Source organism: Pseudomonas sp. AN-B15 (assembly GCF_019056475.1).
Lineage (GTDB): Bacteria > Pseudomonadota > Gammaproteobacteria > Pseudomonadales > Pseudomonadaceae > Aquipseudomonas > Aquipseudomonas parakoreensis.
This window is the reverse complement of record NZ_CP049737.1, coordinates 2,472,377-2,493,756: the sequence shown is the minus strand read 5'-3', so window position 1 is coordinate 2,493,756 and position 21,380 is coordinate 2,472,377. Positions and strand designations below refer to the sequence as shown.

The 21,380-nt window shown below is 60.1% G+C and carries 26 protein-coding genes; 12 read left to right on the top strand and 14 right to left on the bottom strand.

Going from position 1 to position 21,380, the window contains the following annotated elements; genetic code table 11:
- Positions 1-13 precede the first annotated feature (13 nt).
- Entirely contained in the window at positions 14-637 is a 624-nt protein-coding gene (locus tag GTQ41_RS11325; RefSeq protein WP_047294916.1) for a glutathione S-transferase family protein, read from the top strand.
- 3 nt (positions 638-640) lie between these two features.
- Here GTQ41_RS11325 and GTQ41_RS11320 read toward each other — a convergent pair whose 3' ends face one another.
- Positions 641-1,303: a M24 family metallopeptidase gene (locus GTQ41_RS11320; protein ID WP_047294918.1), complete on the bottom strand. Its 663-nt coding sequence runs from the start codon at positions 1,301-1,303 to the stop codon at positions 641-643.
- Between the two features lie 83 nt (positions 1,304-1,386).
- Positions 1,387-2,265 carry a LysR family transcriptional regulator gene (locus GTQ41_RS11315; RefSeq protein ID WP_047295115.1) on the bottom strand — a complete coding sequence of 293 codons (879 nt, stop codon included), beginning with the start codon at positions 2,263-2,265 and terminating at the stop codon, positions 1,387-1,389.
- 103 nt (positions 2,266-2,368) lie between these two features.
- Between GTQ41_RS11315 and GTQ41_RS11310 the strand changes: the two genes are divergently transcribed.
- A complete protein-coding gene (locus tag GTQ41_RS11310) occupies positions 2,369-3,760 on the top strand; it encodes an aldehyde dehydrogenase family protein (protein ID WP_047294920.1) in 1,392 nt (463 codons plus the stop codon).
- Between the two features lie 150 nt (positions 3,761-3,910).
- Here the strand turns inward: GTQ41_RS11310 and GTQ41_RS11305 are convergent, their stop codons facing one another.
- Positions 3,911-5,080: a DUF1624 domain-containing protein gene (locus GTQ41_RS11305; RefSeq protein WP_047294922.1), complete on the bottom strand. Its 1,170-nt coding sequence runs from the start codon at positions 5,078-5,080 to the stop codon at positions 3,911-3,913.
- A 179-nt stretch (positions 5,081-5,259) separates the two neighbouring features.
- Between GTQ41_RS11305 and GTQ41_RS11300 the strand changes: the two genes are divergently transcribed.
- Together GTQ41_RS11300 and GTQ41_RS11295 are read left to right on the top strand one after the other, a co-directional pair.
- The gene (locus GTQ41_RS11300; RefSeq protein ID WP_047294923.1) at positions 5,260-5,856 is read left to right on the top strand and encodes a paraquat-inducible protein A; all 597 of its coding nucleotides are present in this window, start codon (positions 5,260-5,262) and stop codon (positions 5,854-5,856) included.
- Complete coding sequence (locus GTQ41_RS11295; protein ID WP_047294924.1) at positions 5,853-6,542, top strand: paraquat-inducible protein A; 690 nt, start codon at positions 5,853-5,855, stop codon at positions 6,540-6,542. The genes GTQ41_RS11300 and GTQ41_RS11295 overlap by 4 nt, the downstream gene beginning before the upstream one ends.
- On the opposite strand, the gene GTQ41_RS11290 is transcribed toward GTQ41_RS11295, so the two are convergent.
- On the bottom strand, positions 6,475-9,501 hold the full coding sequence (locus tag GTQ41_RS11290) for an FAD-binding and (Fe-S)-binding domain-containing protein (RefSeq protein ID WP_047294926.1): 3,027 nt from the start codon (positions 9,499-9,501) through the stop codon (positions 6,475-6,477). The genes GTQ41_RS11295 and GTQ41_RS11290 overlap by 68 nt on opposite strands.
- A 158-nt stretch (positions 9,502-9,659) precedes the next feature.
- Here GTQ41_RS11290 and GTQ41_RS11285 point away from each other — a divergent pair, with 158 nt between their 5' ends.
- Positions 9,660-10,544, top strand: coding sequence for a LysR substrate-binding domain-containing protein (locus GTQ41_RS11285; RefSeq protein ID WP_047294929.1), 885 nt, complete (start codon positions 9,660-9,662; stop codon positions 10,542-10,544).
- A gap of 186 nt (positions 10,545-10,730) precedes the next feature.
- Here the strand turns inward: GTQ41_RS11285 and GTQ41_RS11280 are convergent, their stop codons facing one another.
- Complete coding sequence (locus GTQ41_RS11280; protein WP_047294932.1) at positions 10,731-11,336, bottom strand: DUF6338 family protein; 606 nt, start codon at positions 11,334-11,336, stop codon at positions 10,731-10,733.
- 188 nt (positions 11,337-11,524) lie between these two features.
- Entirely contained in the window at positions 11,525-11,860 is a 336-nt protein-coding gene (locus tag GTQ41_RS11275) for a hypothetical protein (protein ID WP_041062809.1), read from the bottom strand.
- A gap of 187 nt (positions 11,861-12,047) precedes the next feature.
- On the opposite strand from GTQ41_RS11275, the gene GTQ41_RS11270 reads away from it, so the two are divergent.
- A complete protein-coding gene (locus GTQ41_RS11270; protein ID WP_041062819.1) occupies positions 12,048-12,287 on the top strand; it encodes a hypothetical protein in 240 nt (79 codons plus the stop codon).
- A 58-nt stretch (positions 12,288-12,345) separates the two neighbouring features.
- Here the strand turns inward: GTQ41_RS11270 and GTQ41_RS11265 are convergent, their stop codons facing one another.
- Positions 12,346-12,543 (bottom strand): DUF2188 domain-containing protein, encoded by a 198-nt coding sequence (locus GTQ41_RS11265; protein WP_080963287.1) that lies wholly within the window; start codon positions 12,541-12,543, stop codon positions 12,346-12,348.
- Positions 12,544-12,765: 222 nt separating this feature from the next.
- On the opposite strand from GTQ41_RS11265, the gene GTQ41_RS11260 reads away from it, so the two are divergent.
- Positions 12,766-13,128, top strand: a complete 363-nt coding sequence (locus GTQ41_RS11260) for an NUDIX hydrolase (protein WP_047294934.1) — start codon at positions 12,766-12,768, stop codon at positions 13,126-13,128.
- Positions 13,129-13,132: 4 nt separating this feature from the next.
- Here the strand turns inward: GTQ41_RS11260 and GTQ41_RS11255 are convergent, their stop codons facing one another.
- From GTQ41_RS11255 to GTQ41_RS11245, 3 genes are all read right to left on the bottom strand, one after another.
- Positions 13,133-13,375 (bottom strand): DUF1652 domain-containing protein, encoded by a 243-nt coding sequence (locus tag GTQ41_RS11255; protein WP_041062828.1) that lies wholly within the window; start codon positions 13,373-13,375, stop codon positions 13,133-13,135.
- A gap of 109 nt (positions 13,376-13,484) precedes the next feature.
- Positions 13,485-14,384: a polysaccharide deacetylase family protein gene (locus tag GTQ41_RS11250; RefSeq protein WP_047294936.1), complete on the bottom strand. Its 900-nt coding sequence runs from the start codon at positions 14,382-14,384 to the stop codon at positions 13,485-13,487.
- Between the two features lie 131 nt (positions 14,385-14,515).
- A complete protein-coding gene (locus GTQ41_RS11245; RefSeq protein WP_047294938.1) occupies positions 14,516-15,463 on the bottom strand; it encodes an ABC transporter substrate-binding protein in 948 nt (315 codons plus the stop codon).
- Between the two features lie 292 nt (positions 15,464-15,755).
- Here GTQ41_RS11245 and GTQ41_RS11240 point away from each other — a divergent pair, with 292 nt between their 5' ends.
- The 4 genes from GTQ41_RS11240 to GTQ41_RS11225 all read left to right on the top strand — a co-directional run bounded on the left by GTQ41_RS11240 (position 15,756) and on the right by GTQ41_RS11225 (position 18,999).
- Positions 15,756-16,742: an aliphatic sulfonate ABC transporter substrate-binding protein gene (locus GTQ41_RS11240; RefSeq protein WP_047294940.1), complete on the top strand. Its 987-nt coding sequence runs from the start codon at positions 15,756-15,758 to the stop codon at positions 16,740-16,742.
- Between the two features lie 60 nt (positions 16,743-16,802).
- The gene (locus GTQ41_RS11235) at positions 16,803-17,648 is read left to right on the top strand and encodes an ABC transporter permease (RefSeq protein ID WP_047294942.1); all 846 of its coding nucleotides are present in this window, start codon (positions 16,803-16,805) and stop codon (positions 17,646-17,648) included.
- 48 nt (positions 17,649-17,696) lie between these two features.
- Complete coding sequence (locus GTQ41_RS11230) at positions 17,697-18,377, top strand: SOS response-associated peptidase (RefSeq protein WP_047294944.1); 681 nt, start codon at positions 17,697-17,699, stop codon at positions 18,375-18,377.
- 349 nt (positions 18,378-18,726) lie between these two features.
- Positions 18,727-18,999, top strand: a complete 273-nt coding sequence (locus GTQ41_RS11225) for a hypothetical protein (RefSeq protein ID WP_047294946.1) — start codon at positions 18,727-18,729, stop codon at positions 18,997-18,999.
- Between the two features lie 45 nt (positions 19,000-19,044).
- On the opposite strand, the gene GTQ41_RS11220 is transcribed toward GTQ41_RS11225, so the two are convergent.
- The 3 genes from GTQ41_RS11220 to GTQ41_RS11210 all read right to left on the bottom strand — a co-directional run bounded on the left by GTQ41_RS11220 (position 19,045) and on the right by GTQ41_RS11210 (position 20,272).
- Positions 19,045-19,200 carry a hypothetical protein gene (locus tag GTQ41_RS11220; RefSeq protein ID WP_174376867.1) on the bottom strand — a complete coding sequence of 52 codons (156 nt, stop codon included), beginning with the start codon at positions 19,198-19,200 and terminating at the stop codon, positions 19,045-19,047.
- 62 nt (positions 19,201-19,262) lie between these two features.
- On the bottom strand, positions 19,263-19,574 hold the full coding sequence (locus tag GTQ41_RS11215; protein WP_177327894.1) for an AzlD domain-containing protein: 312 nt from the start codon (positions 19,572-19,574) through the stop codon (positions 19,263-19,265).
- The gene (locus GTQ41_RS11210) at positions 19,574-20,272 is read right to left on the bottom strand and encodes an AzlC family ABC transporter permease (RefSeq protein ID WP_027612977.1); all 699 of its coding nucleotides are present in this window, start codon (positions 20,270-20,272) and stop codon (positions 19,574-19,576) included. The genes GTQ41_RS11215 and GTQ41_RS11210 overlap by 1 nt, the downstream gene beginning before the upstream one ends.
- 152 nt (positions 20,273-20,424) lie before the next feature.
- On the opposite strand from GTQ41_RS11210, the gene GTQ41_RS11205 reads away from it, so the two are divergent.
- Complete coding sequence (locus GTQ41_RS11205; RefSeq protein ID WP_047294949.1) at positions 20,425-20,811, top strand: DUF2784 domain-containing protein; 387 nt, start codon at positions 20,425-20,427, stop codon at positions 20,809-20,811.
- On the opposite strand, the gene GTQ41_RS11200 is transcribed toward GTQ41_RS11205, so the two are convergent.
- Positions 20,808-21,335 carry a DUF3087 domain-containing protein gene (locus GTQ41_RS11200; RefSeq protein WP_047294951.1) on the bottom strand — a complete coding sequence of 176 codons (528 nt, stop codon included), beginning with the start codon at positions 21,333-21,335 and terminating at the stop codon, positions 20,808-20,810. The genes GTQ41_RS11205 and GTQ41_RS11200 overlap by 4 nt on opposite strands.
- Between the last annotated feature and the right edge of the window lie 45 nt (positions 21,336-21,380).

Sequence of the window (21,380 nt, the reverse complement as noted above, 5' to 3'; positions counted from 1 at the left end):
AAAGGGAAAACTCATGCTGCGAATTCTAGGCAAGGCGTCATCGATCAACGTGCGCAAAGTGCTGTGGACCTGTGCCGAACTGCAGATCCCGTTCGAACGTGAGGATTGGGGCTCGGGCTTCAAATCCACCGACACGCCGGAATTTCTCGCCCTCAACCCCTGCGCCATGGTGCCGGTGATTGAGGACGGCGATTTCACGTTGTGGGAATCGAACACCATCATTCGTTATCTGGCCAACACCTATGCCGGCGCAGGCCTCTACCCCACCGCGCCGCGAACTCGCGCGCGGGTCGATCAGTGGCTCGACTGGCAGGCGTCGGAGCTGAACCGTTCGTGGTCGTATGCGTTCCTGTCGCTGGTGCGTAAGTCAGTGGATCACCAGGACCGCAGCGCGTTGGCCAACGGCGTCGAACAGTGGTCGAAGACCATGGGCATCCTCGATCAGCAATTACAAAAGACTGGCGCCTATGTCAGTGGCGAACAGTTTTCCCTTGCCGATATCCCCATTGGGCTGTCGGTCAACCGCTGGTTCGAAACGCCGCTCGCACATCCGGACTATGCCGCCGTCAGAGCGTATTACGAGCGTCTGAGCCAACGCGAAGGCTTTCGCCTGTATGGCAGGAACGGTACGCCGTGACGATCAGATCAGCAGATCTTCATAAAACGCACCGAACGGGCGCTGCGGGTGGGCAATCTGGATTTCCAGAATCCACACCCCGGCATTCGGCGCCTGGTCGAAATCACCGAGATTGCCGCCTTTGTAAATCGCGTGAGGGAAGTCGCTGACGCGGTGGCCCTTGATATCGAGATGAAGTACCCAACCCATGGCGTTGGCCTGATCGGTGGCGTAGCGGTACAACTCGACCCCGGACACGCCTTGGCGCCAGAACGCTTCGACCCGGTGGAACAGCTCCTTGGCCGCCGCCGCGCAAGCCATCATTTCCGGATCGGAACCGGTGGTGAACGTCGCCCCGGCATCGCCTTCGTGCCCCTGCCAGACCACGCCCATGTCGATGAAGAAAATATCGTTTTCACCCAGCACCGGATCGCCATCGGAGCGTTGCTTGAAGGTCTTCAGGGTGTTGGCGCCAAAGCGGATCAGCAGCGGATGCCAGATGCGGTCCATGCCCAGTCCGGCGAGGAGCTGCTTGCCCTGCTCCTGGGCTGCGGATTCGCGCATGCCAGGCTTGATCACCTGGGCGATGGCATCGACGGCCTGCCAGGTCAGGTCCTGCGCATGACGCATGGTTTCCAGCACAAACCGCTCACCGACTGCTTCTTTACCGCTCAGGGCTGCACTCATTTGCTCGTTCCTCATGGCTACGCTGTATAGTTTTTTATATTGCGAAACGCCGATCAAGATACAGCCATGACACAACGTGTCAATTACTCTTCTGCACGCACCACGCCGCGCTCCTCCAGCAAACGTACAAACATGCTCAAACTGCGCGACACCGTACCCCGGCGCCACACCAGCCAAGTGGTCAAGTAGCGAAAATCCGCCGCCAGCGGCCAGACGCTGACCGTCGCGCTGCCGGGCATGCTCTGCAACATTTTGCGCGGCATCAGCGCCAACCCGGCACCGGCGCTGACGCAGGCGAGCATGCCGTGATACGACTCCATCTCGAAGATCTTGCCCGGCACAGCGGCGTCGGTGCTGAACCATTTTTCGAAGTGGTGCCGGTAGGAACAGTTGGAGCGGAACGCATAAATGTTTTCGCCATTCACGTCCGCCGCACGCTGCACCGGGGCGTGATTGAGCGGTGCGATGATGACCATTTCTTCTTCGAACGCCGGCACGCCTTCCAGCGCCGGGTGCAGCACCGGGCCATCGACGAACGCCGCCGCCAAGCGCCCGGCCAGCACGCCATCGATCATCGTTCCGGACGGGCCGGTGGACAGGTCCAGATCGACCTTGGGATGCAACTGGTTGTACGCCGCCAGCAGTTCGGGGATGCGCACTGCGGCGGTGCTTTCCAGCGAACCGAGGGGGAATGCACCCTGCGGCTCTTCACCGGCGACCGTGGCCCGTGCTTCCTGCACCAGATCGAGAATGCGCCGGGCGTATTCAAGGAAACTCCAGCCAGCGGGCGACAGGCGCAGACGGCTTTTCTCGCGAATGAACAGGTCGACGCCCAGGTCTTGCTCCAGCTGTTTGATCCGCGTGGTCAGGTTCGACGGCACGCGATGTATCTGCGTCGCCGCAGCACTGATGCTGCCGTGCTCGGCAACGGCCTTGAAAATTTCCAGCTGCACCAGATCCACAGTCATTCTCCAATCGTGAAAGAATCGATCTTTATTATTCAGTTTCCAGAAAACAAACGCCACCCTACTCTAGGCCCATTCACTGAACTCGCAGGAGCCAGCCATGAGCCAGATTTCCAGCCAGACCCACGCCATCTCGATCAACCCCGCCACCGGCGAACAGATCGGTCACTACGCCTTTGAATCCGCTGAGGCCCTCGACGCTGCGCTGACCCGCGCCGCATTCGGTTTCTCGAAATGGAAACGCAAGCCGCTGCAGGATCGCTCCCGCGCCCTGACTGCGCTGGCCGGCGCCCTGCGCGACAGCGCCGAAGCCATGGCAACCATGATCACCCAGGAAATGGGCAAGCCCATCGCCCAGGCCCGTGGCGAAATCGAAAAGTGCGCCAAGCTTTGCGAGTGGTACGCCGAAAACGGTCCGGCCATGCTCAGCGCCGAACCGACTCAGGTCGAGGGTGGCAAAGCGCGCATCGAGTACCGTCCGCTGGGCCCGATCCTCGCGGTGATGCCGTGGAACTTCCCGATCTGGCAAGTGCTGCGCGGCGCAGTACCGGCGCTGATCGCCGGCAATACTTACGTGCTCAAACATGCGCCGAACGTGATGGGCAGCGCCTACCTGCTGCGCGATGCCTTCAAGAGCGCCGGCTTCGCGGACGGCGTGTTTGAAGTGATCAACGTCACCCCCGAAGGCGTTTCCACCGCCATCGCCGACCCGCGCATCGCCGCCGTGACCCTGACCGGCAGCGTACGCGCCGGCATGGCCATCGGTGCTCAGGCCGGTTCCGCACTGAAAAAATGCGTGCTGGAACTGGGCGGTTCCGACCCGTTCATCGTGCTCAATGACGCTGATCTGGATGAGGCCGTGCAGGCGGCCGTCATCGGTCGCTATCAGAACTCCGGTCAGGTTTGCGCAGCGGCCAAGCGTCTGATCATTGAAGAAGGCGTGGTCGAAGAGTTCACCCGCAAATTCGTCGAGGCCACACGTCAATTGAAAGTCGGCGATCCGCTGTCCGCTGACACCTATATCGGCCCGATGGCACGTTTCGATCTGCGTGACGAACTCGACCAGCAAGTGCGCGACACCCTCGAAGAAGGCGCGACCCTGCTGCTCGGCGGTGGCAAGGCCCAAGGCCCGGGCAACTACTACGAGCCGACCGTATTGGCCGATGTCACCGACCGCATGACCTCGTTCAAACAGGAGCTGTTCGGCCCGGTCGCATCGATCATCACCGCCCGCGATTGCGCCCACGCCGTGGCTTTGGCCAACGACAGCGACTTCGGCCTGACCGCCACGATCTACACCGCCAACGTGCAACTGGCTCAGCAACTGACCAGCGAACTGGACACCGGCGGCGTGTTCATCAACGGTTACTCCGCCAGCGACCCGCGCGTGACCTTCGGCGGCGTGAAGAAAAGCGGTTTCGGTCGCGAGCTCTCGCACTTCGGCGTGCGTGAGTTCTGCAACGCGCAGACGGTGTGGCTGGATCGAAAATAACACCGCCCCCTGTAGGAGCTTCGGCACGCTGCGATCTCTTGATTTTGATTTTCCAGATCAAAATCAAGAGATCGCAGCCTCGTTTCACTCGACAGCTCCTACAGGGTTTTACGTCGTGCGTTGATTGCGCGAGCGCAATGACCCCAGGGCTTACAGATACTTCAGCCAGGCGATATCACGGCGCCGCGATTTCAACGCGGAAAACCAATGCACCGCGGGGTACAGAGCCACCGCCAACAGCACCGACACCAGCCAGATTGCCGGCACCGAGTCGAATCCGAAATGGCTGCCCTGATTCAGTCCGAACAGCGCCAGCGCCATCAGGTAAAGCACCTTCAGCACGTACAGGTGCAGCAGATAGAAGAACATCGGCGCCGAACCGAAAACCGTCAGCCAGCGAATCCAGCGACGCGTCTGCAGCCGTTCGAACACCCGCAATAACAGCAATCCGATGCTCACCGTCAGGGTGATGAACAGCAGCGATGGCGGGTACTTGGTGATATTGAAAAACGCCATCAGCGTTTGCACGGTCGTGTCTTCAACCGTCCAAGGCTTTTCGCCATAAGCGTTGATCAGCCGCAGCCCGAAGAAGCCCAGCAGACCGGCGATACCGCCCAGTAACAGAGCCTGCTGACGGCTCCAGGCATCAGCCCCGCGGGCGAACCACGGGCCCAGCGCATAACCCAGACCGATCACGCCGATCCACGGCAACAGCGGATACGAAGTGCGCAAGCGCAGACTGTCCCCGACCTCGATCCAGCCCCGGTCATGCAGGATCGCCCATGGCACATGCAGTGCCGACTCCCGCGCGAAATGCACACCGTCGAGCAGGTTATGCCCGGCAATGATCGCCAGGCTCAGCGTCAGCAACAGCCAGCGCGGCAACCAGACCAGCAGCGACAGCGCGATCATGCTCAGGCCAATCGCCCAGATCACCTGCAGATAGATCACGCTCGGCGGTAACTGAAACGTCCACGCGAAGTTCACCAAGGTGAATTCCAGCAGCACCAGAAACAGCCCCCGCTTGAACAGGAAGGCACTGACATCGGCCTTGCCCGCGTACTTTTCACCGAACAGCCACGCAGACAACCCGGTCAGCAACACGAACACCGGTGCGCACAGATGCGCCAAGGTGCGACTGAAAAACAACGCCGGCTCAGTGCTGGCGATATCCATCGGATCGGACACCTGACGATGCAACAGGAACGTCTCACGCACGTGATCCAGCAACATGAACAGGATCACCAGACCTCTCAAGGCATCAATGGACAGCAAGCGACCGGTCGGCGGCGGGTTGGAGCGAGCACAGGTAAGCGTCATGGACATTTCGCCATCGAGTCAATGAATCAGGGGTCGCAACGGCGAGCCTCAACTTAAAAGTGCGTTACTCTATAACATAAAAAATCGATTCCCAAGCCAATCGACATTTGCCCAATCACGTCAGGCTTCTATAGTGATCAGGCGCCCCCTGCCCTTTGCGCCAGTGTCGAGCGTTGCCCATGACTTCAACCGAACACCTGATCATCTGCGAGCATTGCGATTGCGTGTATGAAAAAGTCGTGCTCGGCAAACACCAGAAAACCCTCTGCGTGCGTTGTGGCGGCGTGCTGCAGCGTTATAACGGCTTGACCGTCGAACAGCGGCTGGCCTTGACGTTCACCGCCGCCATGCTGTGGCTGTTCGCCAATTTCTACCCGGTGATGAGCATCAGCATGAAGGGCCTGAAGAACAGCGCGACGCTGTGGGATTCGGTGCTGGCGTTGAGTCAGGGGCCGATCACGTTCATGGCGATGGTCGCGGCAATTGCGATCATCATCGCCCCGGCCTTTCAACTGGTGCTGTTGATCTGGGTGCTGAGTTACGCACTGTCTTCACGGCGGGCACCGGGATTCAAGCTGTGCATGCGCTGGCTGGAAACCCTGCGCCCGTGGAGCATGCTCGAAGTGTGTCTGCTGGGGGCGATGGTGGCGGTGTTCAAACTCGCCGGACTGCTGGATGTATTGCCGGGCATCGGCCTGTTCGCCCTGGCGGTGCTGAGTCTGATGATGATCCGCATTGCCGGCCGCGACATTCGTGATCTGTGGGACATTTTATGAAGCGACCGGCGACCGCCAGCGAATTGAATCTGTGCCTGTGCCACAGCTGCGGGCTGGCTTGCGACATGACCGATGAACCGCACGAATGCCCGCGCTGCGATGCACCGCTGCATCGGCGCAAGACCAATTCCCTGACGCGCACCTGGGCCTATCTGTTCGCCGCACTGGCGTTCTATGTGCCGGCCAACCTGCTGCCGGTGATGAACACGGTGATGCTCGGCAACGGCGCCGACAGCACGATCATGAGCGGCGTGCTGGAGTTCTGGGAAGGTGGCGCGTGGGACATCGCGCTGATCATTTTCATCGCCAGCATCGCAGTGCCTGGGATCAAGTTTGTCGCCCTGTCGCTGCTGCTGATCACCGTGCAGCGCAACAGCGACTGGGCGCGCCGCGAACGTTCGAAGCTGTACCGTTTCGTCGAGCTGATCGGCTACTGGTCGATGCTCGACGTGCTGGTGGTCGCCCTGGTCGCGGCGCTGGTGAAGTTCCAGGCGCTGGGCGATATCGAACCCCGCCCGGGCATCCTGTTTTTCGGCATGGTGGTGGTGTTCACCATGTTTTCGGCGATGAGCTTCGACCCGCGACTGATCTGGGACAACGCCCCGGACGACGAACCGCTCAGCGACGTACCACCTCAAGCAACACCTGCAACGGATGGCGCAGCGCCCGATCCGACTGGCGCTTGACCTGACTGCGGCAGGAATAACCGGTGGCCAGTGCTTCGCCTTGCTCCGCCGGTGCCTCGACCTGCCGCGCCCACGATTGCTCGTAGATCACCGCCGAGGTTTCACGGTTGCGCGCTTCATGGCCATAGGTGCCGGACATCCCGCAGCAACCGGTCGCCTGTGTCGCCAGTTTCAACCCGGCCCGTTCGAAGACCTGTTCCCACTGGCGAGTGGCGGCCGGCGCGTTGGTTTTCTCGGTGCAGTGCGCCAGCAGCCGGAATGACTGCGGCACGTCGCCACCAGCCTGCTCCGGCATCACCTTGAGCAACCACTCCTGCACCAGTGCAACTTCCGGGCACTCCAGCATGCCGGGCACTTTCTGGTATTCCTGGCGATAGACCAGCGTCATGGCCGGATCCAGCCCCAACAACGGCACGCCGATATCGGCCAGCTCACGCAGTTGTCGGGCATTGCGCAATGCTGCACGGTTGAACGCTGACAGGAAGCCCTGCACATGCAGCGGCTTGCCGTTGGCACTGAACGGCGCCAGATACACCTGATAGCCCAGCCGCGAAATCAGTTCCAGCAGATCCGCCAGCAGCGGCGCCTCGAAGTAACGAGTGAAGGCATCCTGCACCAAGACCACACTGCGCTCGCGCTGGGCCGGGGTCAGCGCCGACAGTGTCGAGACCGTCGCTGGCTGCACCTTCCAGCGACGCAGCGCAGCGTGAAAATCAAAGCGGCTGAGCAACGGCACATCAACCATGCCACCAAGACGCTCCAACTGTTGGCGCACTAGTGAAGCGCCCATCAAACCGTTGTACAGCGCCGGAATCCGCGCCATGTACGGAATGCTGTACTCCAGCGAAGCAATCAGATAATCCCGCGCCGGGCGCAGATATCGGCTGTGATACAGCTCCAGAAACCGCGAACGAAACTCCGGCACATTGACCTTGACCGGGCACTGCCCCGCGCAGGATTTGCACGCCAGGCAGCCGGCCATGGCGTCATACACTTCATGGGAAAAGTCTGCACTCTGCCCACGGCTGTTGCGCCAACGGGTCCACAGGTTGCGGAAAAACGCCGGACGACGAATCGCATCGGACAGCACATCCACCCCCGCCTCGCCCTGCAAGCGCAGCCATTCGCGGATCAACGACGCGCGGCCCTTGGGCGATTGCGCACGCTCGCGGGTAGCCTTCCACGACGGACACATAGCGTCGTCGGGATCGAAGTTGTAGCAAGCGCCATTGCCGTTGCAATGCATGGCTGCGCCGTAGCTTTGCCAGACCTTTTCGTCGATCTGCCGGTCGAGTTCGCCGCGCAGGGTCACTTCGTCGATCTTCAACAGCTGCGCGTGGGTGTTGGCCGGCGTGGCGATCTTGCCCGGGTTGAACTGGTTGAACGGGTCGAACGCGGCTTTGAGTGCCTGCAACGCCGGGTACAGCTCACCGAAAAATGCCGGCGCGTATTCCGAGCGCAGACCTTTGCCGTGTTCACCCCACAACAGGCCGCCGTAGCGCTGGGTCAGTGCCGCGACACCGTCGGACACCGGACGCACCAACGCCGCTTGCAGCGGATCCTTCATGTCGAGAATCGGCCGCACATGCAGCACGCCGGCATCGACATGGCCGAACATGCCGTACTGCAAACCGTGGCTGTCGAGCAGTTCACGCAGTTCAGCGATGTATTCGGCCAAGTGCTGCGGTGGCACTGCGGTGTCCTCGACAAACGGCTGCGGCCGCGCTTCGCCGGCAACGTTGCCGAGCAGGCCGACGGCGCGCTTGCGCATGCCATAGACCTTGTTCACCGCCGCCTGGCCGACCGCCAGGGTATGGCCGAGGCGTTCGACGATGGTGTCGCTGCTCAAGTGTTCGAGGAAGGCTTCGACCCGGCGTTGCAGATCTTCAGGATCGTCGCCGCAGAACTCCACCAGGTTGATCCCCAGTGTCGGCCGCTCGGCGCTTTCCGGGAAATATTCGGCGACGCCGTGCCAGACGATATCCTGCATCGCCAGCAGCAGCACTTTGGAATCCACGGTTTCAATCGACAGCGGCTTGAGCGCCATCAGCGCCCGGGCATCGCGCAACGCATCCATGAAGCCGGCGTAGCGAATGTTCACCAGCATCGTGTGTTTGGGGATCGGCAGAACGTTGAGCTTCGCCTCGACCACAAACCCCAGCGAGCCTTCGGCGCCGCACAGCACGCTGTTGAGGTTGAAACGATTGTCGGCCTCGCGCAGGTGCGCCAGGTCGTAGCCGGTCAGGCAGCGGTTGAGATCAGGGAAGCGTTGTTTGATCAACTCGCCTTGCTCATCAATGATCTGCCGTGCACAACGATAGACTTCACCGACCCGGTCTTGACGGGCACACAACGCTGTCAGGTCGTCCTCCGCCAGCGCTGCACCGTGCAGGCGTTCACCGCCGCGCAGAATCATGTCGAGTTCCAGTACGTGGTCGCGGGTCTTGCCGTAGGTGCAACTGCCCTGGCCGCTGGCGTCGGTGTTGATCATGCCACCAACAGTGGCGCGGTTGGAGGTCGACAGTTCCGGGGCGAAAAACAGCCCGGCAGATTTCAGTGCGGCGTTGAGCTGATCCTTGACCACCCCGGCCTGCACCCGCACCCAGCGCTGCTCGACGTTGATTTCCAAGATGCGGTTCATGTGCCGCGACAGGTCGACGACGATGCCATCGGTCAGCGACTGACCGTTGGTGCCAGTGCCACCGCCGCGCGGAGTGATCACCACTTGCTGATAAGCCGGTTCGGCGATCAGCCGAGCGACCCGCGCCACATCCTCGGCATCCATCGGAAACACCGCCGCTTGCGGCAGGCGCTGATAGATCGAATTGTCGGTGGCGAGCACTACGCGGCTGGCGTAATCGGCACTGATCTCGCCACGAAAGCCACTGGCTTTCAGGGCTTTGAGAAACTGTTGGTAATCAGTGGTCAATGCGGTGGCGGGCGACAGCTGGGCAATCATCGGTCGGGAAATCTCGGTCAATATCGGGCCGTGTGGCGGTGAACAGTTGTGCGCAATGAATGATTGCGTCACGCTCCGCCATCTCGTGGTGCTTATGTTCATTGCTTGGCGCCGTCGGGACAAACGTAAAATCGACCCGCAATCCATGACTAAAACGAATGAATCCGCGAACCCTCACCCCTTCCATGTCGTTATTGCTGGCCTTCGAGGCCGCTGCACGCCATGAAAGCTACACCCGCGCCGCCCACGAACTGTCGCTGACGCAAAGCGCGGTCAGCCGTCAGGTGCAGATTCTGGAAAAAATGCTCGGCATGCGTCTGTTCAGCCGTGAAGGCCGGCAAGTGGTGCTCACCGATGTCGGGCGCATGTATCAGCGCGAACTCGCTGAAGCCCTCGGGCAGATCCGCAGCGCGACCCTGCAGGCCATGGCGTTCGGTTCCGGCATTCACAGTTTGCGTCTGGCGACGCTGCCGACCTTCGGCTCGAAATGGCTGCTGCCGCGACTCAAGGACTTCTACACCGCGCACCCGGGCATGACCGTGCACTTGCATTCGCGCATTGAAGCAATCGACTTCGACACCAGCGAAATCGACGCCGCGATCTGTGTCGGCGGCGGTGAATGGCCGGGGCTCAGCGCCCTGCCACTGCACACTGAGGAACTGGTGGTGATCGCCAGCGCGCAGTTGTCGCCGGCCGAACGCGACGACGCTGAACAGCACATCGCCGGGCAGTTGCTGCTCAATGTCAGCAGCAATGCCCAGGCGTGGGCGGAATGGTTCACCCATCATGGTTTGCCACACCGCAGCATGCGCATCGGCCCGAGCTTTGAAATGACCTCGCACTTGATTCAGGCGGTACGGGCGAATATCGGCGTGGGGCTGGTGCCACGGATTCTGGTGGAGGATGAATTGCTCAACGGCGAGCTGCTGCAATTGGGGGAGCCGATCACCAGCCGGCGCAGCTATTACCTGGTGTATCCGCCGCGCAATGAGGCGTTACCGTCACTGAAAGCGTTCAGGGACTGGTTGGTGGATACGCTCTGACCGGAAATTAATACCTAACATAACGAAACGCCGCTCAATGAGCGGCGCTTGGTCAATCCCGGTACTGGCGTTTTAGCGGTGGCGGCGCACTCGGCCCTTTGACGAGGGGCTTGGCCAGCAGCTTGCCGTCCGGGCCATAAAAGAGGCGCCTGACGCCAGGCGGCATGGGAGTAGGCTCTTTTGCGCTCATGATGAAACCTCTTCGACAGCACTGAATTCGACCCACTGAACTTTCGAGGAATCTATCACTAATAATTCGGCGCCAAAAGGCAACGCCACGCCATCCTCACCCAGCCAGCCTGGATTCAGCATGATGAACTGCCCCTCCAATGGGCCGGAAGGCCACTCGACGGGCCAGCCGAACAATCGCCTTTCATCGGTCAAATGCAGCGTTACCAGCCTATTGTGACGCGCAAAGGTGCTGTACCACTCGCTCGGGTAAGAGTTTTTATTCGTTACATTTTTACTTCGTAACCATTTGTGCAATTTGTCATTCGAAGCCAAAGCACACGACAACAAGCCGAGCCCCATTGAAACCATAAACGCCCACAAAGCTTGGGCTTTGCCATCCCATTTCCCTACAGAAAAGCCTTTCGAGCCTATCCATAGCCCAATAGCGCCGATCCCCAACACCACTCCATGAATCACAAACGTAAAAATCAACGCCTGCACAATCTGCCCAAACGTATCAGGCCGCTTGAATGAAGTGAGCGTGTAGAAAATCCAGGTCGAGACAAATCCGGGAATCAGATACTGCAACAACGGAATAACTTCTTTGACCAGATCATCCATGATCCGTGGCTCCTTGAAAGGCATGCCCCACTGGTTACCGGGCGGCACTCAAAAGCCTAGCGCACACTGGAAAATGCCTCGTGCCGATCTGTCACAACGCGTTTCGCAAATTCACAAAGCAAAAAAGCAGAAACCGTTGCTCCGGTTTCTGCTTTTCTGGCGGCGTTTTTTGCAGCTGAGGCCGTGTTTTACAGGCAGTCACGCACCGATTTGCGCAACGACCCGGACTTGGCCCAGGGCGGTCCCTGATACAGGGAAACCCGGCTGCCGTCCTTGTACTTGATGATGTCAAGAATCTCGTCGGCGGTGACGATGCTCGGTGCCGTGATCCGGTAACCATTGGAAATCGCGGTCTGTGTGGTTTTCGGAATGTCCTGCTGCCACAACGGCAACAAGCACGCGGCATAGTCTTTAGGCGCCTTGGTGGTGGTCTTGCTGAGATTCGGCTCGCCCGGAACCAGCGATGCTGGCAATGAGCAACCCGCCAGCAATGCCAACGCCAGACTCCCGATCCATATCCGCATGGTGTTTCCCTGTTTTGAAAAAAAAGCGAATGTAACGTGTAACCGGATGTACATCCAGCGCGGCGCCTCGCCCACAAGGGAGATTGGACAAATATTTACATGCATCCAGCCCGGTGGCAGACGAGCTGCGCATCATCGCTGAAAAATGCGGCTACTCTGTTTTACCGAGAATGTTCCGGAGGTGATCATGCGGCTCAATGAATACGAACACGAACTTCAACGCGACCTGCAAGCCGTTGCATCGGATCTGAGATGGTCGGCAGTCGACCTCAAGCGTATCGCCGAACAGCTGCGCAAGAGCGGCAACGAAGCGGATGCCCAAGCGGTGCTGAGGTCTTGTGAGGTGCTGCAAAGTGATGAAGAACGCTTGCAGTCCTATGCCAAGGAAGTGAAAACGCGCTCCATCAGCCGGATCAAGGTTCACTGATCCCCCTGCCCTCAATAAAAGCCCCGGTCATCACCGGGGCTCTTTCGTTACATTTGCTTCAATTTGCAGTGTGACTTCGCGCTCGCACCGAGCGTTGTCTGTAACCCGGCAACGCAGCGGCATAGGCCAGCGCTTCCTCTCTGCTACCAAACGATGCCAGCCGGTCGCCTTGGGTACAAACCCGCCATGGACCGTTGTTCACGCTGAGTACGTCGTAGCCGTTCATGTGCATTTTGTTCAGAACAGGAATGCTCATGGGTACCTCCTTTTTGCTGACGGTGGTTTCAGCTCTGCGTTTTTACCTTACACCCTGTTGCCACGGATTTGCCGACCGGGTGTCGCGACAGTCATGTGCCAAAGCTCTGGCACTTTCCGCCGCGCCACACGCTCAAAACCTTGACGGAACCTTTGAATCCCGGCCCGGCTCGAATATTGCAGTTTTATTTCATTTATGTGACACGCTACAAACAGGTAAGAGATGAAAGTACGCGCAACCGTCATTTGCGAGCAGGATCGACACGTTCTCCTGGTCCGCAAACCCCGCTGTCGCTGGACATTGCCCGGCGGCAAGGTCGAGCCTGGGGAAACCAAAGCCGGGGCGGCGACGCGCGAGCTGCTGGAAGAAACGGCACTGGATGCCGAACACATGTTGTATCTGATGGAACTGCACAGCGGCAGCACCCAGCATCATGTCTACGAGGCTTCGGTGCTCGACCTTGAACAGTTGCGCCCGCAAAACGAGATCGTCGAATGCATCTGGCATCCGCTGGACGCCGTGCAGAATCTGCCCACCAGCGACGCGACCTTGCGCATCGTGCAGGCATTTCAACGACGCTTGTGAGGTTTCAACCGGCAAACGCCCGGCGCCCGGCGCTGATTTCCGTGCGCAATTCGCCGATGAAGTTGGAAAGATCGCGGATCGTCACCAGATGCTCCGGCGAAACCCCATTGAGCAACAACTCGACTCGCCCGGAGTCAGGCTCATAAACCTTGATCCGCAGCAGTCCCTGCTCCACTTGTGTGCATTCGCATTCAAGCGACGGAAAGCCGGACTCGACAATCCGGCAGATGTCGGCAATGGCTAACATGGGTACACGCCTCACAGGCGTTGAGTCGGTCGACCCGATGAGCATAGATGAGCCGCCAGCAACCTGCCGCCCCGGCAATTGCCAACCCGCTCACATATTTGACCCCGCCTCAATGCGCGTCGTGATCCCAGATCCAGTTCCAGATGCCCGGCAACTGCACCGGCTGCGAACTCTGCTGAACCGTTCGCGCCAGCGCCGCTTTCTGCAGCGCCGCGTGATCATCGTAGAACGCTTTGTCCGCCAGCCTTACGCCCGTGGCGGCGGCGCTGTCGAGGAGGATCTGCAGGTATTCGCGAGTATGTCGCGCGGTGTAACGGTTGAGGTCATGAAAGGTCACCACCACCGGAATGACGCCGTCCACGGTTGGTAATTCGCCGCGGGCAATGCGCTCGCGGACTTCCGATAGCTGGCGCAGCATATTCGCCCGACGTCGGGGGCTGGCGTTGAAGCCCCAGATCTTGCCGTCGTTGGCGCTCAAATCGGTCAGCAACACATGCAGTCCGTGTTGCTGATAGGCAGCGAAGGTGCGCTTGTCATAATTCCAGAAGGGCGGACGCAGCAGGATCGGCGCAGCGCCGGTGATCGCGGCGATATCCGCGGTGCCGTTGCTCAACGACTGCTCCAGCTCTTGCGGATCAAGCGAGCGATGGTTGGTGTGCCAATGGGTGGCGGTGTGGAATCCGAGGATGTGCCCTTCGGCGTATTCGCGTCGCATGATGCCGCGGCCAATCTCACTGTTGCCGGCGCGGGGCGCGCGGGTCTGGACGAAGAACACCGCTTTGATGTCCGGTTGCACCGGGTTGTCCTTGAGGCTGTCGAGCACCGTCGCCGACGGGTTCCACAAGCTTGAAGCGCTGGGGCCGTCATCGAACGTCAGCAGAAACCGTACCGGCGCCTGGGCCTTGAGCCGGATTTCGGTCTGCGCGGTCATCTCGATCGGCGCGGCAATGCAGCCGGCCAGCCCGAACGCGATGGCCGCTGCACAGAGGAGATTGAACGCGTATTTCATGTTTTGCCTTGCGCCTGACCGTTGCGGTCCTGTTGTCGTCCGGCAAAACTCCCTCGCCCTGATCCATCCCTGTGCCCGGCTATTCGAGCCAGCGTTGGATAGGGTACACAGGCTTTGGTTCCGGCGCTCGCTCAGTCCGCCAATGCCTGTTGAAACGAGGTGTCGATGATCCCGGCAGTGGCCAGCGGCGCCGGCAAGGCCTTGACCTTGAACAGAAAGTCGGCAGTGCTTTGCAGGTCGGCGGCGGCCTGTCGATCCACCGGCCCGACGCTCATGTGCGCCTGGCGCAACCAGTGCCGCGACACCTGCTGATCGAGATTGGCCTTCTTCGCCCACAGATCCGCATATTCATCGGTGTGGCTGTCGACCCAGGCCCGCGCCCGTTTCAAACGCTCGAGAAAATCGGCAATCGCGGCACGTTTGCTGTCGATCGACGGCGCCGACGCAGCAATCGCGCTGAGGCCCGGCATCAGGTTTTTCGCGGTGAGAATCGGCCGCGCACCGGAGAACACGATTTGCTGGGAGATGTACGGTTCCCACACCGGGAACGCGTCGATGCTGCCCTGTGGCAATGCCGCTGCCGCATCAATCGGCATCAACTTGACGAAGTCGACGTAATTTTCCGGCAGACCGCCCTGCTCCAGGGCGCGCAAGGTCAGCTGCTGGCTCCAGGCGCCGGGCCAGTAGGCGACTTTTTTACCCTTCAGATCAGCAATGGTTTTTACCGGCGAATCTTTCGGCACCAGCAAGGCGATGGTGTCCGGGTTCTGCCGCGATACCCCGATCAGCTTCACCGGCGCCTGTTTGGAGGCGAGAAACAGAAAACCCGAATCGCCGAGAAAGCCCAGATCCAGCGAGCCGGTCTGCAACGCCTCGGCCAGTGGTGCAGCGGCCTGGAAATGTTTCCAGTCGACGCTGTACGGCGCGTCTTTCAACACGCCGGAGGCCTCGATGGAGGCGCGGATGTTGTAGTAGTTCTGATCACCGACGTGCAGGACCAACGACTCGGCGGCGTAGGAAAGCGGTGCGCTGAACAGTCCAGCAATCAGTGTGATACGCAAGAATTTGGAGAGCTTCATGGCGGGTCCTGCAATGGGATTTTCCATAGACGATAACGCTCTTGATCGGCGCTTCTTAAATTCGATTAATGCATAAGCTCAGCACACCGAATGCTCACTGTTCGCTGCGCAACAGTGCGATACCAGCGTGTTGTCCCAGCAACAGTTGAAAGCCGTCAAACCCGGCGAAAACCCCGTAAACATGGGCTGATACGCACATGGCACAGAGCCTGCAATATTCCATTCATGCAGGAAGCAGCCACTAAAAATATATTTTTGGACATAAAAACAGTGCCTTTGCCGGAGCGCCGCCATGACATCCTTCTTCCCGTTTTTCCGCCTCAAAACGCTGCTGGTTGCCAGCGCCATGGCGCTAAGCCTGCAGCCGCTGGCTCACGCCACCGAAACGGCGCCCGCCGAAGTTCATCTGGACTACGCCTACTACTCACCGGTCAGCCTGGTGCTCAAACATTTCGGCTTCCTCGAAAAAGCCCTGCCGCAGACCAAAGTCAGTTGGGTGCTCAGCCAGGGCAGTAACCGTTCGCTGGAGTATCTGAATAGCGGCGGCGTCGATTTCGCCTCCAGCGCCAGCCTTGCTGCAGTGCTGAGCCGCGCCAACGGCAGCCCGATCAAATCGGTGTACGTCTACAGCCGCGCCGAATGGACTGCGCTGGTGGTGCGCAAGGATTCGCCGTACCAGAGCGTCGCCGACCTCAAAGGCAAGAAAATCGCCGCCACCAAGGGCACCGATCCTTACCTGTTCACCCTGCGCAGCCTGCAACAGGCCGGGCTGAAAAAAGACGACGTGGAACTGGTGCACCTGCAACATCCGGATGGTCGCACCGCGCTGGAAAAAGGCGATGTGGACGCCTGGGCCGGACTCGATCCGCACATGGCCGCCAGTCAGGTGCAGGCCGGTTCGCGTCTGCTGTACCGCAACCCGGCGTTCAACAGTTATGGCGTGGTCAGCGTCACCGAGCAGTACGCCAAGGAGCATCCGCACACCATCGACACGGTGATCAAAGCCTACGAGCAGGCGCGCGAATGGGCGCTGAAAAATCCCGAGGAGTTTGCCGCGTTGCTGGCCAAAGAGTCCGGCCTGCCGCTGGACGTGGCCAGACTGCAGTTGTCGCGCACCGACTTGAGCAGCCCGCAACTGACCGCCAACGACGTCCAGGCGTCCAAGGCGGCGGCACCGATTCTGGTGTCCGAGGAACTGGTGCGGCGTGGGGTGAATGTCGATCAAGTCATCGATCAGTTGCTCGACAGTGGTGTGCAGCAAGCCATCGCCCGCCAGTAACCGACCAGACTCACAGCCCATCCGCGTCCGCTGCGGATTCGCTGTGAGCGGAGCCCACGTATGACCACTCGCAGTAACGAACTGCCCGCTCCTCCTCGGCGCTTGTCGAGGCCGCGAGCGTCATCCCTCAACCCGACATGGCGACGGCGCCTGAAAGGTCTGGCCCTGCCGCTGCTGATCGTAGTCGTCCTGGAGTTCATCGTGCGTCTCGGCTGGCTGCCGTCCTACCAAATGCCGGCCCCCAGCGAGATCGCCCTGACCCTCACCGACCTCGCCGAGGGCGCGCTGTGGAAACACATCGGCGCCAGCCTGATCCGCGTGTTGCTCGGGTTTGCAATTGGCGCCAGCCTGGCACTGGTGTTCGCCGCCTGGGTCGGCCTCAGTCGTGAGGCCGAGGCGTATCTGGAACCGACGTTCGCCGCGCTGCGTTCGATTCCGAGTCTGGCCTGGGTGCCGCTGTTGCTGCTGTGGCTGGGCATCGCTGAAACCTCGAAAATCGTGTTGATCGCCATCGGCGCGTTCTTTCCGGTGTACGTCAACGTGGTCGCGGCGATTCGCAACATCGATCGCAAACTGGTCGAGGTCGGGCGCATTTATGGCTTCAGCCGCCTGCAACTGGTACGGCGGATTCTGTTGCCGGCCGCCCTGCCCGGCCTGTTCACCGGGCTGCGCAGTGGCATGAGTCTGGCGTGGATGTTTCTGGTGGCCGCCGAGCTGATCGCCGCGACCAAGGGCCTCGGTTATCTGCTCAGCGACGGCCGCGAGACCTCGCGACCGGACATCGTGCTGGCAGCGATCATCGTGCTCGCCGTGCTTGGCAAACTCAGCGATGGTGTGCTCGCGCTGCTGGAGCGCCGCTGGCTGGTCTGGCGCGACACGTTCACCGGTCAGTCGGCGCAGGATTGATTGGCCAGAGCCAACTAAGCTGAAAACGTGCAACCGGAGATTCAGCGCATGTGCGGAAGACTCTCGCAGTACCGTGGCATTCACGACTTTGTCGCGGTGCTGAGCATTCCCGATGCGCTGATCAATCACGTCGGCGACGCCGCGCTGGAACACTACAACGCGGCACCGACCACGTCTCTTGCCATTCTTCATCAATATGATCAACGCCTGTATGCCGACAACCTGCGCTGGGGCTGGCGTCCGCACTGGGCCAGGGACCGCGCGGCGCCGATCAACGCCCGTGTGGAAAAAGTCGCCCATGGCCCCTTCTTCCGGGCGATCTGGCGTCATCGGTTGATCGTGCCGGTCGACAACTGGTTCGAATGGGTCGACGGCCCGGATAACACCCGACAGCCGTGGCTGATCCGGCGTGCCGATCACGGGCCGGTGTTCTGTGCAGCCATCGGCCAGTTTCCGACACCCGGCAACGACGCCCGGGACGACGATGGTTTCGTGATCATCACCGCCGACAGTGTCGGCGGCCTGCTCGATATCCATGATCGCCGACCGGTGGTTTTTCGCCCGGAGCTGGCTGCCGAGTGGCTCGACCCGGCAACACCGGCGGAACGTGCCGAGCAGATGCTGCTGTTCGAAGGTGAAGCCAGCGAGGCCTTTGCCTGGCACAAAGTCGGCAAAGCTGTCGGCAATTCGCGCAATCAGGACGCCGGGCTGATTGAAGAAGTGGCTTGAAGATCCGTGATCTCACGCGTTTACCCTGTAGGAGCTGCCGCAGGCTGCGATCTTTTGATGTTTAATTTTTTAAAAGCAAGATCAAAAGATCGCAGCCTGCGGCAGCTCCTACAGGTGATTACAGGTGACACTCGTTCTTTACAGCTGGTGTTTCATCGCTGAAACAGCTTCAAAAAAACAGTCGTTTGAGCGATTTAACCGCTTGTCTGACATTTCAACCGTCATACATACATTTAGATGCACTACGGATAGCATGCGCGCCGCATTTCCAATTGGCATACCAGTTGACCAAAGAGTCAACAAACCAGGAATCCCCTACAACTTTTACCAAGCCTTGCAGAGAACTAAGTTGCGCGACGATTTTGCAATCAAACAGGCCAACGGCCTGGAGTGTATTTATCTGTCCATGACAGAACGCTTTCAACTCGACTGTTTTATCGGCCACTACATCAAGACCCGAAACCTGCGTTCAGTGCCGGACATCGAACGTATTCTGCGCACCACGCTCGAAGGCTATCCCGGCCACCCACCGGTGATGGTCAATGAGCTCAATGCGTGGATCGACAAGACGCTGGGCTATCGGGCGTCACATCCGGACTTCCCGCACCTGGAAGATCTGTGAAACAACAAAAAGCCCCGCTGCTGCGGGGCTTTTTGCATGGGGCTGTCAGAATTTCACGTCGGGCCCGGTGAGTTCCTTGTCATCGTCGTGCTTCCACGTCTGTTCCTTGCGTTTCTCGCGCTCGATTTCCTCTTCGCTCGGTTCGTCCACTTCGTCGTCTACTGCCTGGTTTTCATCCGGACGCTTCTGCTCGGTCGTCATGTGAACTTCGCCTCGTCGACAATAATCATCCAATAAGCGTAGAACAGTTTTTCCCCGTCAACTTACAACCACCAGCGCAACAAAAAGAAAAACGCCATGCTCAAAAGCATGCTGAGCAACGTATTGCGGGTGTACAGCACCAAGCCGATCGCAACCAGCGAACTCAGCAAATACGGATTATCCCACTGCACATTCAATTGTTTGTCCGGCATGAACACGATTGGTCCGCAGATCGCCGTCAACATTCCCGGTACGGCAAACCCGAGAAACTGCCGCGCGTTGCTGCTCAAACGCAATGGCAGGCGCGGTTCGAGAAACACGTAGCGGTTGAGGAACACCAGAATCCCCATGCCGACAATCACTGCCCAGACCATCATGTGCGCCCCCGATACAACTTGTTGCAGACAAATCCTGCGGTCATCCCGGCCAGCCCCGACAGCACCAGTGCCGAGCCCCATTGCCAATAGCTGAACAGCACCGAGCAGAACAGCGACACCGCCACGCAAACCACGGTCGGCACGTTACGCACCACCGGGGTGATCAATGCGATGAAAGTGGCGGCAATCGAGAAGTCCAGGCCCAGATGCTCAAGCCCCGGAATACTGCTGCCCAGGACGATGCCGGCCAGGGTGAACAGGTTCCATGCGATGTAGAACGTCAGACCGACGCCCAAGGCATACCAGCGATTGAACTGCTGGCGGTCATGCTGGCTGGTCAGGGCAAACAGTTCATCGGTGAGCAAAAAGCCCAGACCGATGCGCCAGCGCCCGGGCAGCGGCGAGATCACCGAGCGCATGCTCATTCCGTACAACAGGTGCTGCGAGGTCAGCAGCAGTGTGGTCAGCAGAATCGAGAAAATCCCGGCACCGCCCTTGAGCATGCCGATCGCCACCAGTTGCGCAGCGCCCGCGAACACAATGCTCGACAGGCCCTGCCCCTGCAGCGGAGTGAGATTGGCTTCGATCGCCATGGAGCCGGCGAGCAGCCCCCACGGCGCCGTCGCCAACGATAACGGCATGATCGCCGCAGCGCCGCGAAGAAACGCACGGCGCGGCATAAGTGAGTCAGACATAACGCTCTTCAACCGAGGAAACGGTCGCAGACTCTGCCAGCAAATGCCCCTTCGTGGCTTGAACAATCTTGCGCACTTGCGCTGAATCACCGCGCCCGGGCGCCGCTGTCGGCGTACCATGGAGGCCTTCACAACCGTGTCAGGGAGACGACATGCTGTACCGAATCGCAGCCGACGGGCTGGTGCTGTTCCATCTGTCATTCATTCTGTTCGTGCTGTTCGGCGGGCTGCTGGTGCTCAAATGGCCACGCCTGATGTGGCTGCATCTGCCGGCGGCGGCGTGGGGCGTGGCAGTCGGGGTGTTGCACCTGACCTGTCCGCTGACCTACTGGGAAAACCTGATGCGCCACGCCGCCGGGCAGACCGAATACGCCGGCGGCTTCATCGAGCACTACGTGTGGCCGATCATCTACCCCGCAGGTCTGACGCCACAGATCCAGTTGGCACTGGGCAGCGTGGTGCTGGTGATCAACCTGCTGGTCTACGGGCGTCTGGCCCGTGCGTGGAAACTGCGCCGCGCCAGCCGCATCCCGTTTTAACGCGCGGCGGGTTTCAAGGCTTGCAGCCAGGCCGGATCCAGGCGCTTCTGGTCGACCTCCAGACCCAGCGCCTGCATCCGCTCCTGGTGCGCTGCGACCTCCCGCTGCAACTGCGCGTGATCGCTGGAGTTACCGTCCAGTTCGTGCATCTGGGTCAAACCCAGATGATAGAAACGCAGCACCTTCATCGCCGTCGGATCGTTTTGTTCAACGGCCGCTGTCACCTGATGCATCACGTTGGTCACACTCATCAGGCTGCGCTTGAGCCGCCAGCTATAGACCGCCGGGGCCATCCACGGCTGCTGCCAGAACTGCCCGCGCATCAGCGCCGCCGTCAACAGAAACGCGACGAACACTCCGCCGACATTGAAACGCAGATTATCGCCGCCGGGTTCACCGAACAGCGCCACCGCCGCCGTCGAAAGCGCCATCGCCAACACCAGGAACAGCACGGCAATGATCAGCGTGCTGCGACGGGTCTGCTGGCGAAACGTTGCTGGGTCCATCGGCTGGATCTCGAACATCAGGCATGACTTCCTTGAACGATAAAAAGGGCAACGGAAAAAACT

Bases quoted from the DNA above. Each gene is read 5' to 3' on its own strand.
- GTQ41_RS11325 (WP_047294916.1), top strand. From the start codon at position 14: ATGCTGCGAATTCTAGGCAAGGCGTCATCGATCAACGTGCGCAAAGTG.
- GTQ41_RS11320 (WP_047294918.1), bottom strand. From the start codon at position 1,303: ATGAGTGCAGCCCTGAGCGGTAAAGAAGCAGTCGGTGAGCGGTTTGTG.
- GTQ41_RS11310 (WP_047294920.1), top strand. From the start codon at position 2,369: ATGAGCCAGATTTCCAGCCAGACCCACGCCATCTCGATCAACCCCGCC.
- GTQ41_RS11305 (WP_047294922.1), bottom strand. From the start codon at position 5,080: ATGACGCTTACCTGTGCTCGCTCCAACCCGCCGCCGACCGGTCGCTTG.
- GTQ41_RS11300 (WP_047294923.1), top strand. From the start codon at position 5,260: ATGACTTCAACCGAACACCTGATCATCTGCGAGCATTGCGATTGCGTG.
- GTQ41_RS11295 (WP_047294924.1), top strand. From the start codon at position 5,853: ATGAAGCGACCGGCGACCGCCAGCGAATTGAATCTGTGCCTGTGCCAC.
- GTQ41_RS11290 (WP_047294926.1), bottom strand. From the start codon at position 9,501: ATGATTGCCCAGCTGTCGCCCGCCACCGCATTGACCACTGATTACCAA.
- GTQ41_RS11285 (WP_047294929.1), top strand. From the start codon at position 9,660: ATGAATCCGCGAACCCTCACCCCTTCCATGTCGTTATTGCTGGCCTTC.
- GTQ41_RS11280 (WP_047294932.1), bottom strand. From the start codon at position 11,336: ATGGATGATCTGGTCAAAGAAGTTATTCCGTTGTTGCAGTATCTGATT.
- GTQ41_RS11275 (WP_041062809.1), bottom strand. From the start codon at position 11,860: ATGCGGATATGGATCGGGAGTCTGGCGTTGGCATTGCTGGCGGGTTGC.
- GTQ41_RS11270 (WP_041062819.1), top strand. From the start codon at position 12,048: ATGCGGCTCAATGAATACGAACACGAACTTCAACGCGACCTGCAAGCC.
- GTQ41_RS11265 (WP_080963287.1), bottom strand. From the start codon at position 12,543: ATGAGCATTCCTGTTCTGAACAAAATGCACATGAACGGCTACGACGTA.
- GTQ41_RS11260 (WP_047294934.1), top strand. From the start codon at position 12,766: ATGAAAGTACGCGCAACCGTCATTTGCGAGCAGGATCGACACGTTCTC.
- GTQ41_RS11255 (WP_041062828.1), bottom strand. From the start codon at position 13,375: ATGTTAGCCATTGCCGACATCTGCCGGATTGTCGAGTCCGGCTTTCCG.
- GTQ41_RS11250 (WP_047294936.1), bottom strand. From the start codon at position 14,384: ATGAAATACGCGTTCAATCTCCTCTGTGCAGCGGCCATCGCGTTCGGG.
- GTQ41_RS11245 (WP_047294938.1), bottom strand. From the start codon at position 15,463: ATGAAGCTCTCCAAATTCTTGCGTATCACACTGATTGCTGGACTGTTC.
- GTQ41_RS11240 (WP_047294940.1), top strand. From the start codon at position 15,756: ATGACATCCTTCTTCCCGTTTTTCCGCCTCAAAACGCTGCTGGTTGCC.
- GTQ41_RS11235 (WP_047294942.1), top strand. From the start codon at position 16,803: ATGACCACTCGCAGTAACGAACTGCCCGCTCCTCCTCGGCGCTTGTCG.
- GTQ41_RS11230 (WP_047294944.1), top strand. From the start codon at position 17,697: ATGTGCGGAAGACTCTCGCAGTACCGTGGCATTCACGACTTTGTCGCG.
- GTQ41_RS11220 (WP_174376867.1), bottom strand. From the start codon at position 19,200: ATGACGACCGAGCAGAAGCGTCCGGATGAAAACCAGGCAGTAGACGAC.
- GTQ41_RS11215 (WP_177327894.1), bottom strand. From the start codon at position 19,574: ATGGTCTGGGCAGTGATTGTCGGCATGGGGATTCTGGTGTTCCTCAAC.
- GTQ41_RS11210 (WP_027612977.1), bottom strand. From the start codon at position 20,272: ATGTCTGACTCACTTATGCCGCGCCGTGCGTTTCTTCGCGGCGCTGCG.
- GTQ41_RS11205 (WP_047294949.1), top strand. From the start codon at position 20,425: ATGCTGTACCGAATCGCAGCCGACGGGCTGGTGCTGTTCCATCTGTCA.
- GTQ41_RS11200 (WP_047294951.1), bottom strand. From the start codon at position 21,335: ATGTTCGAGATCCAGCCGATGGACCCAGCAACGTTTCGCCAGCAGACC.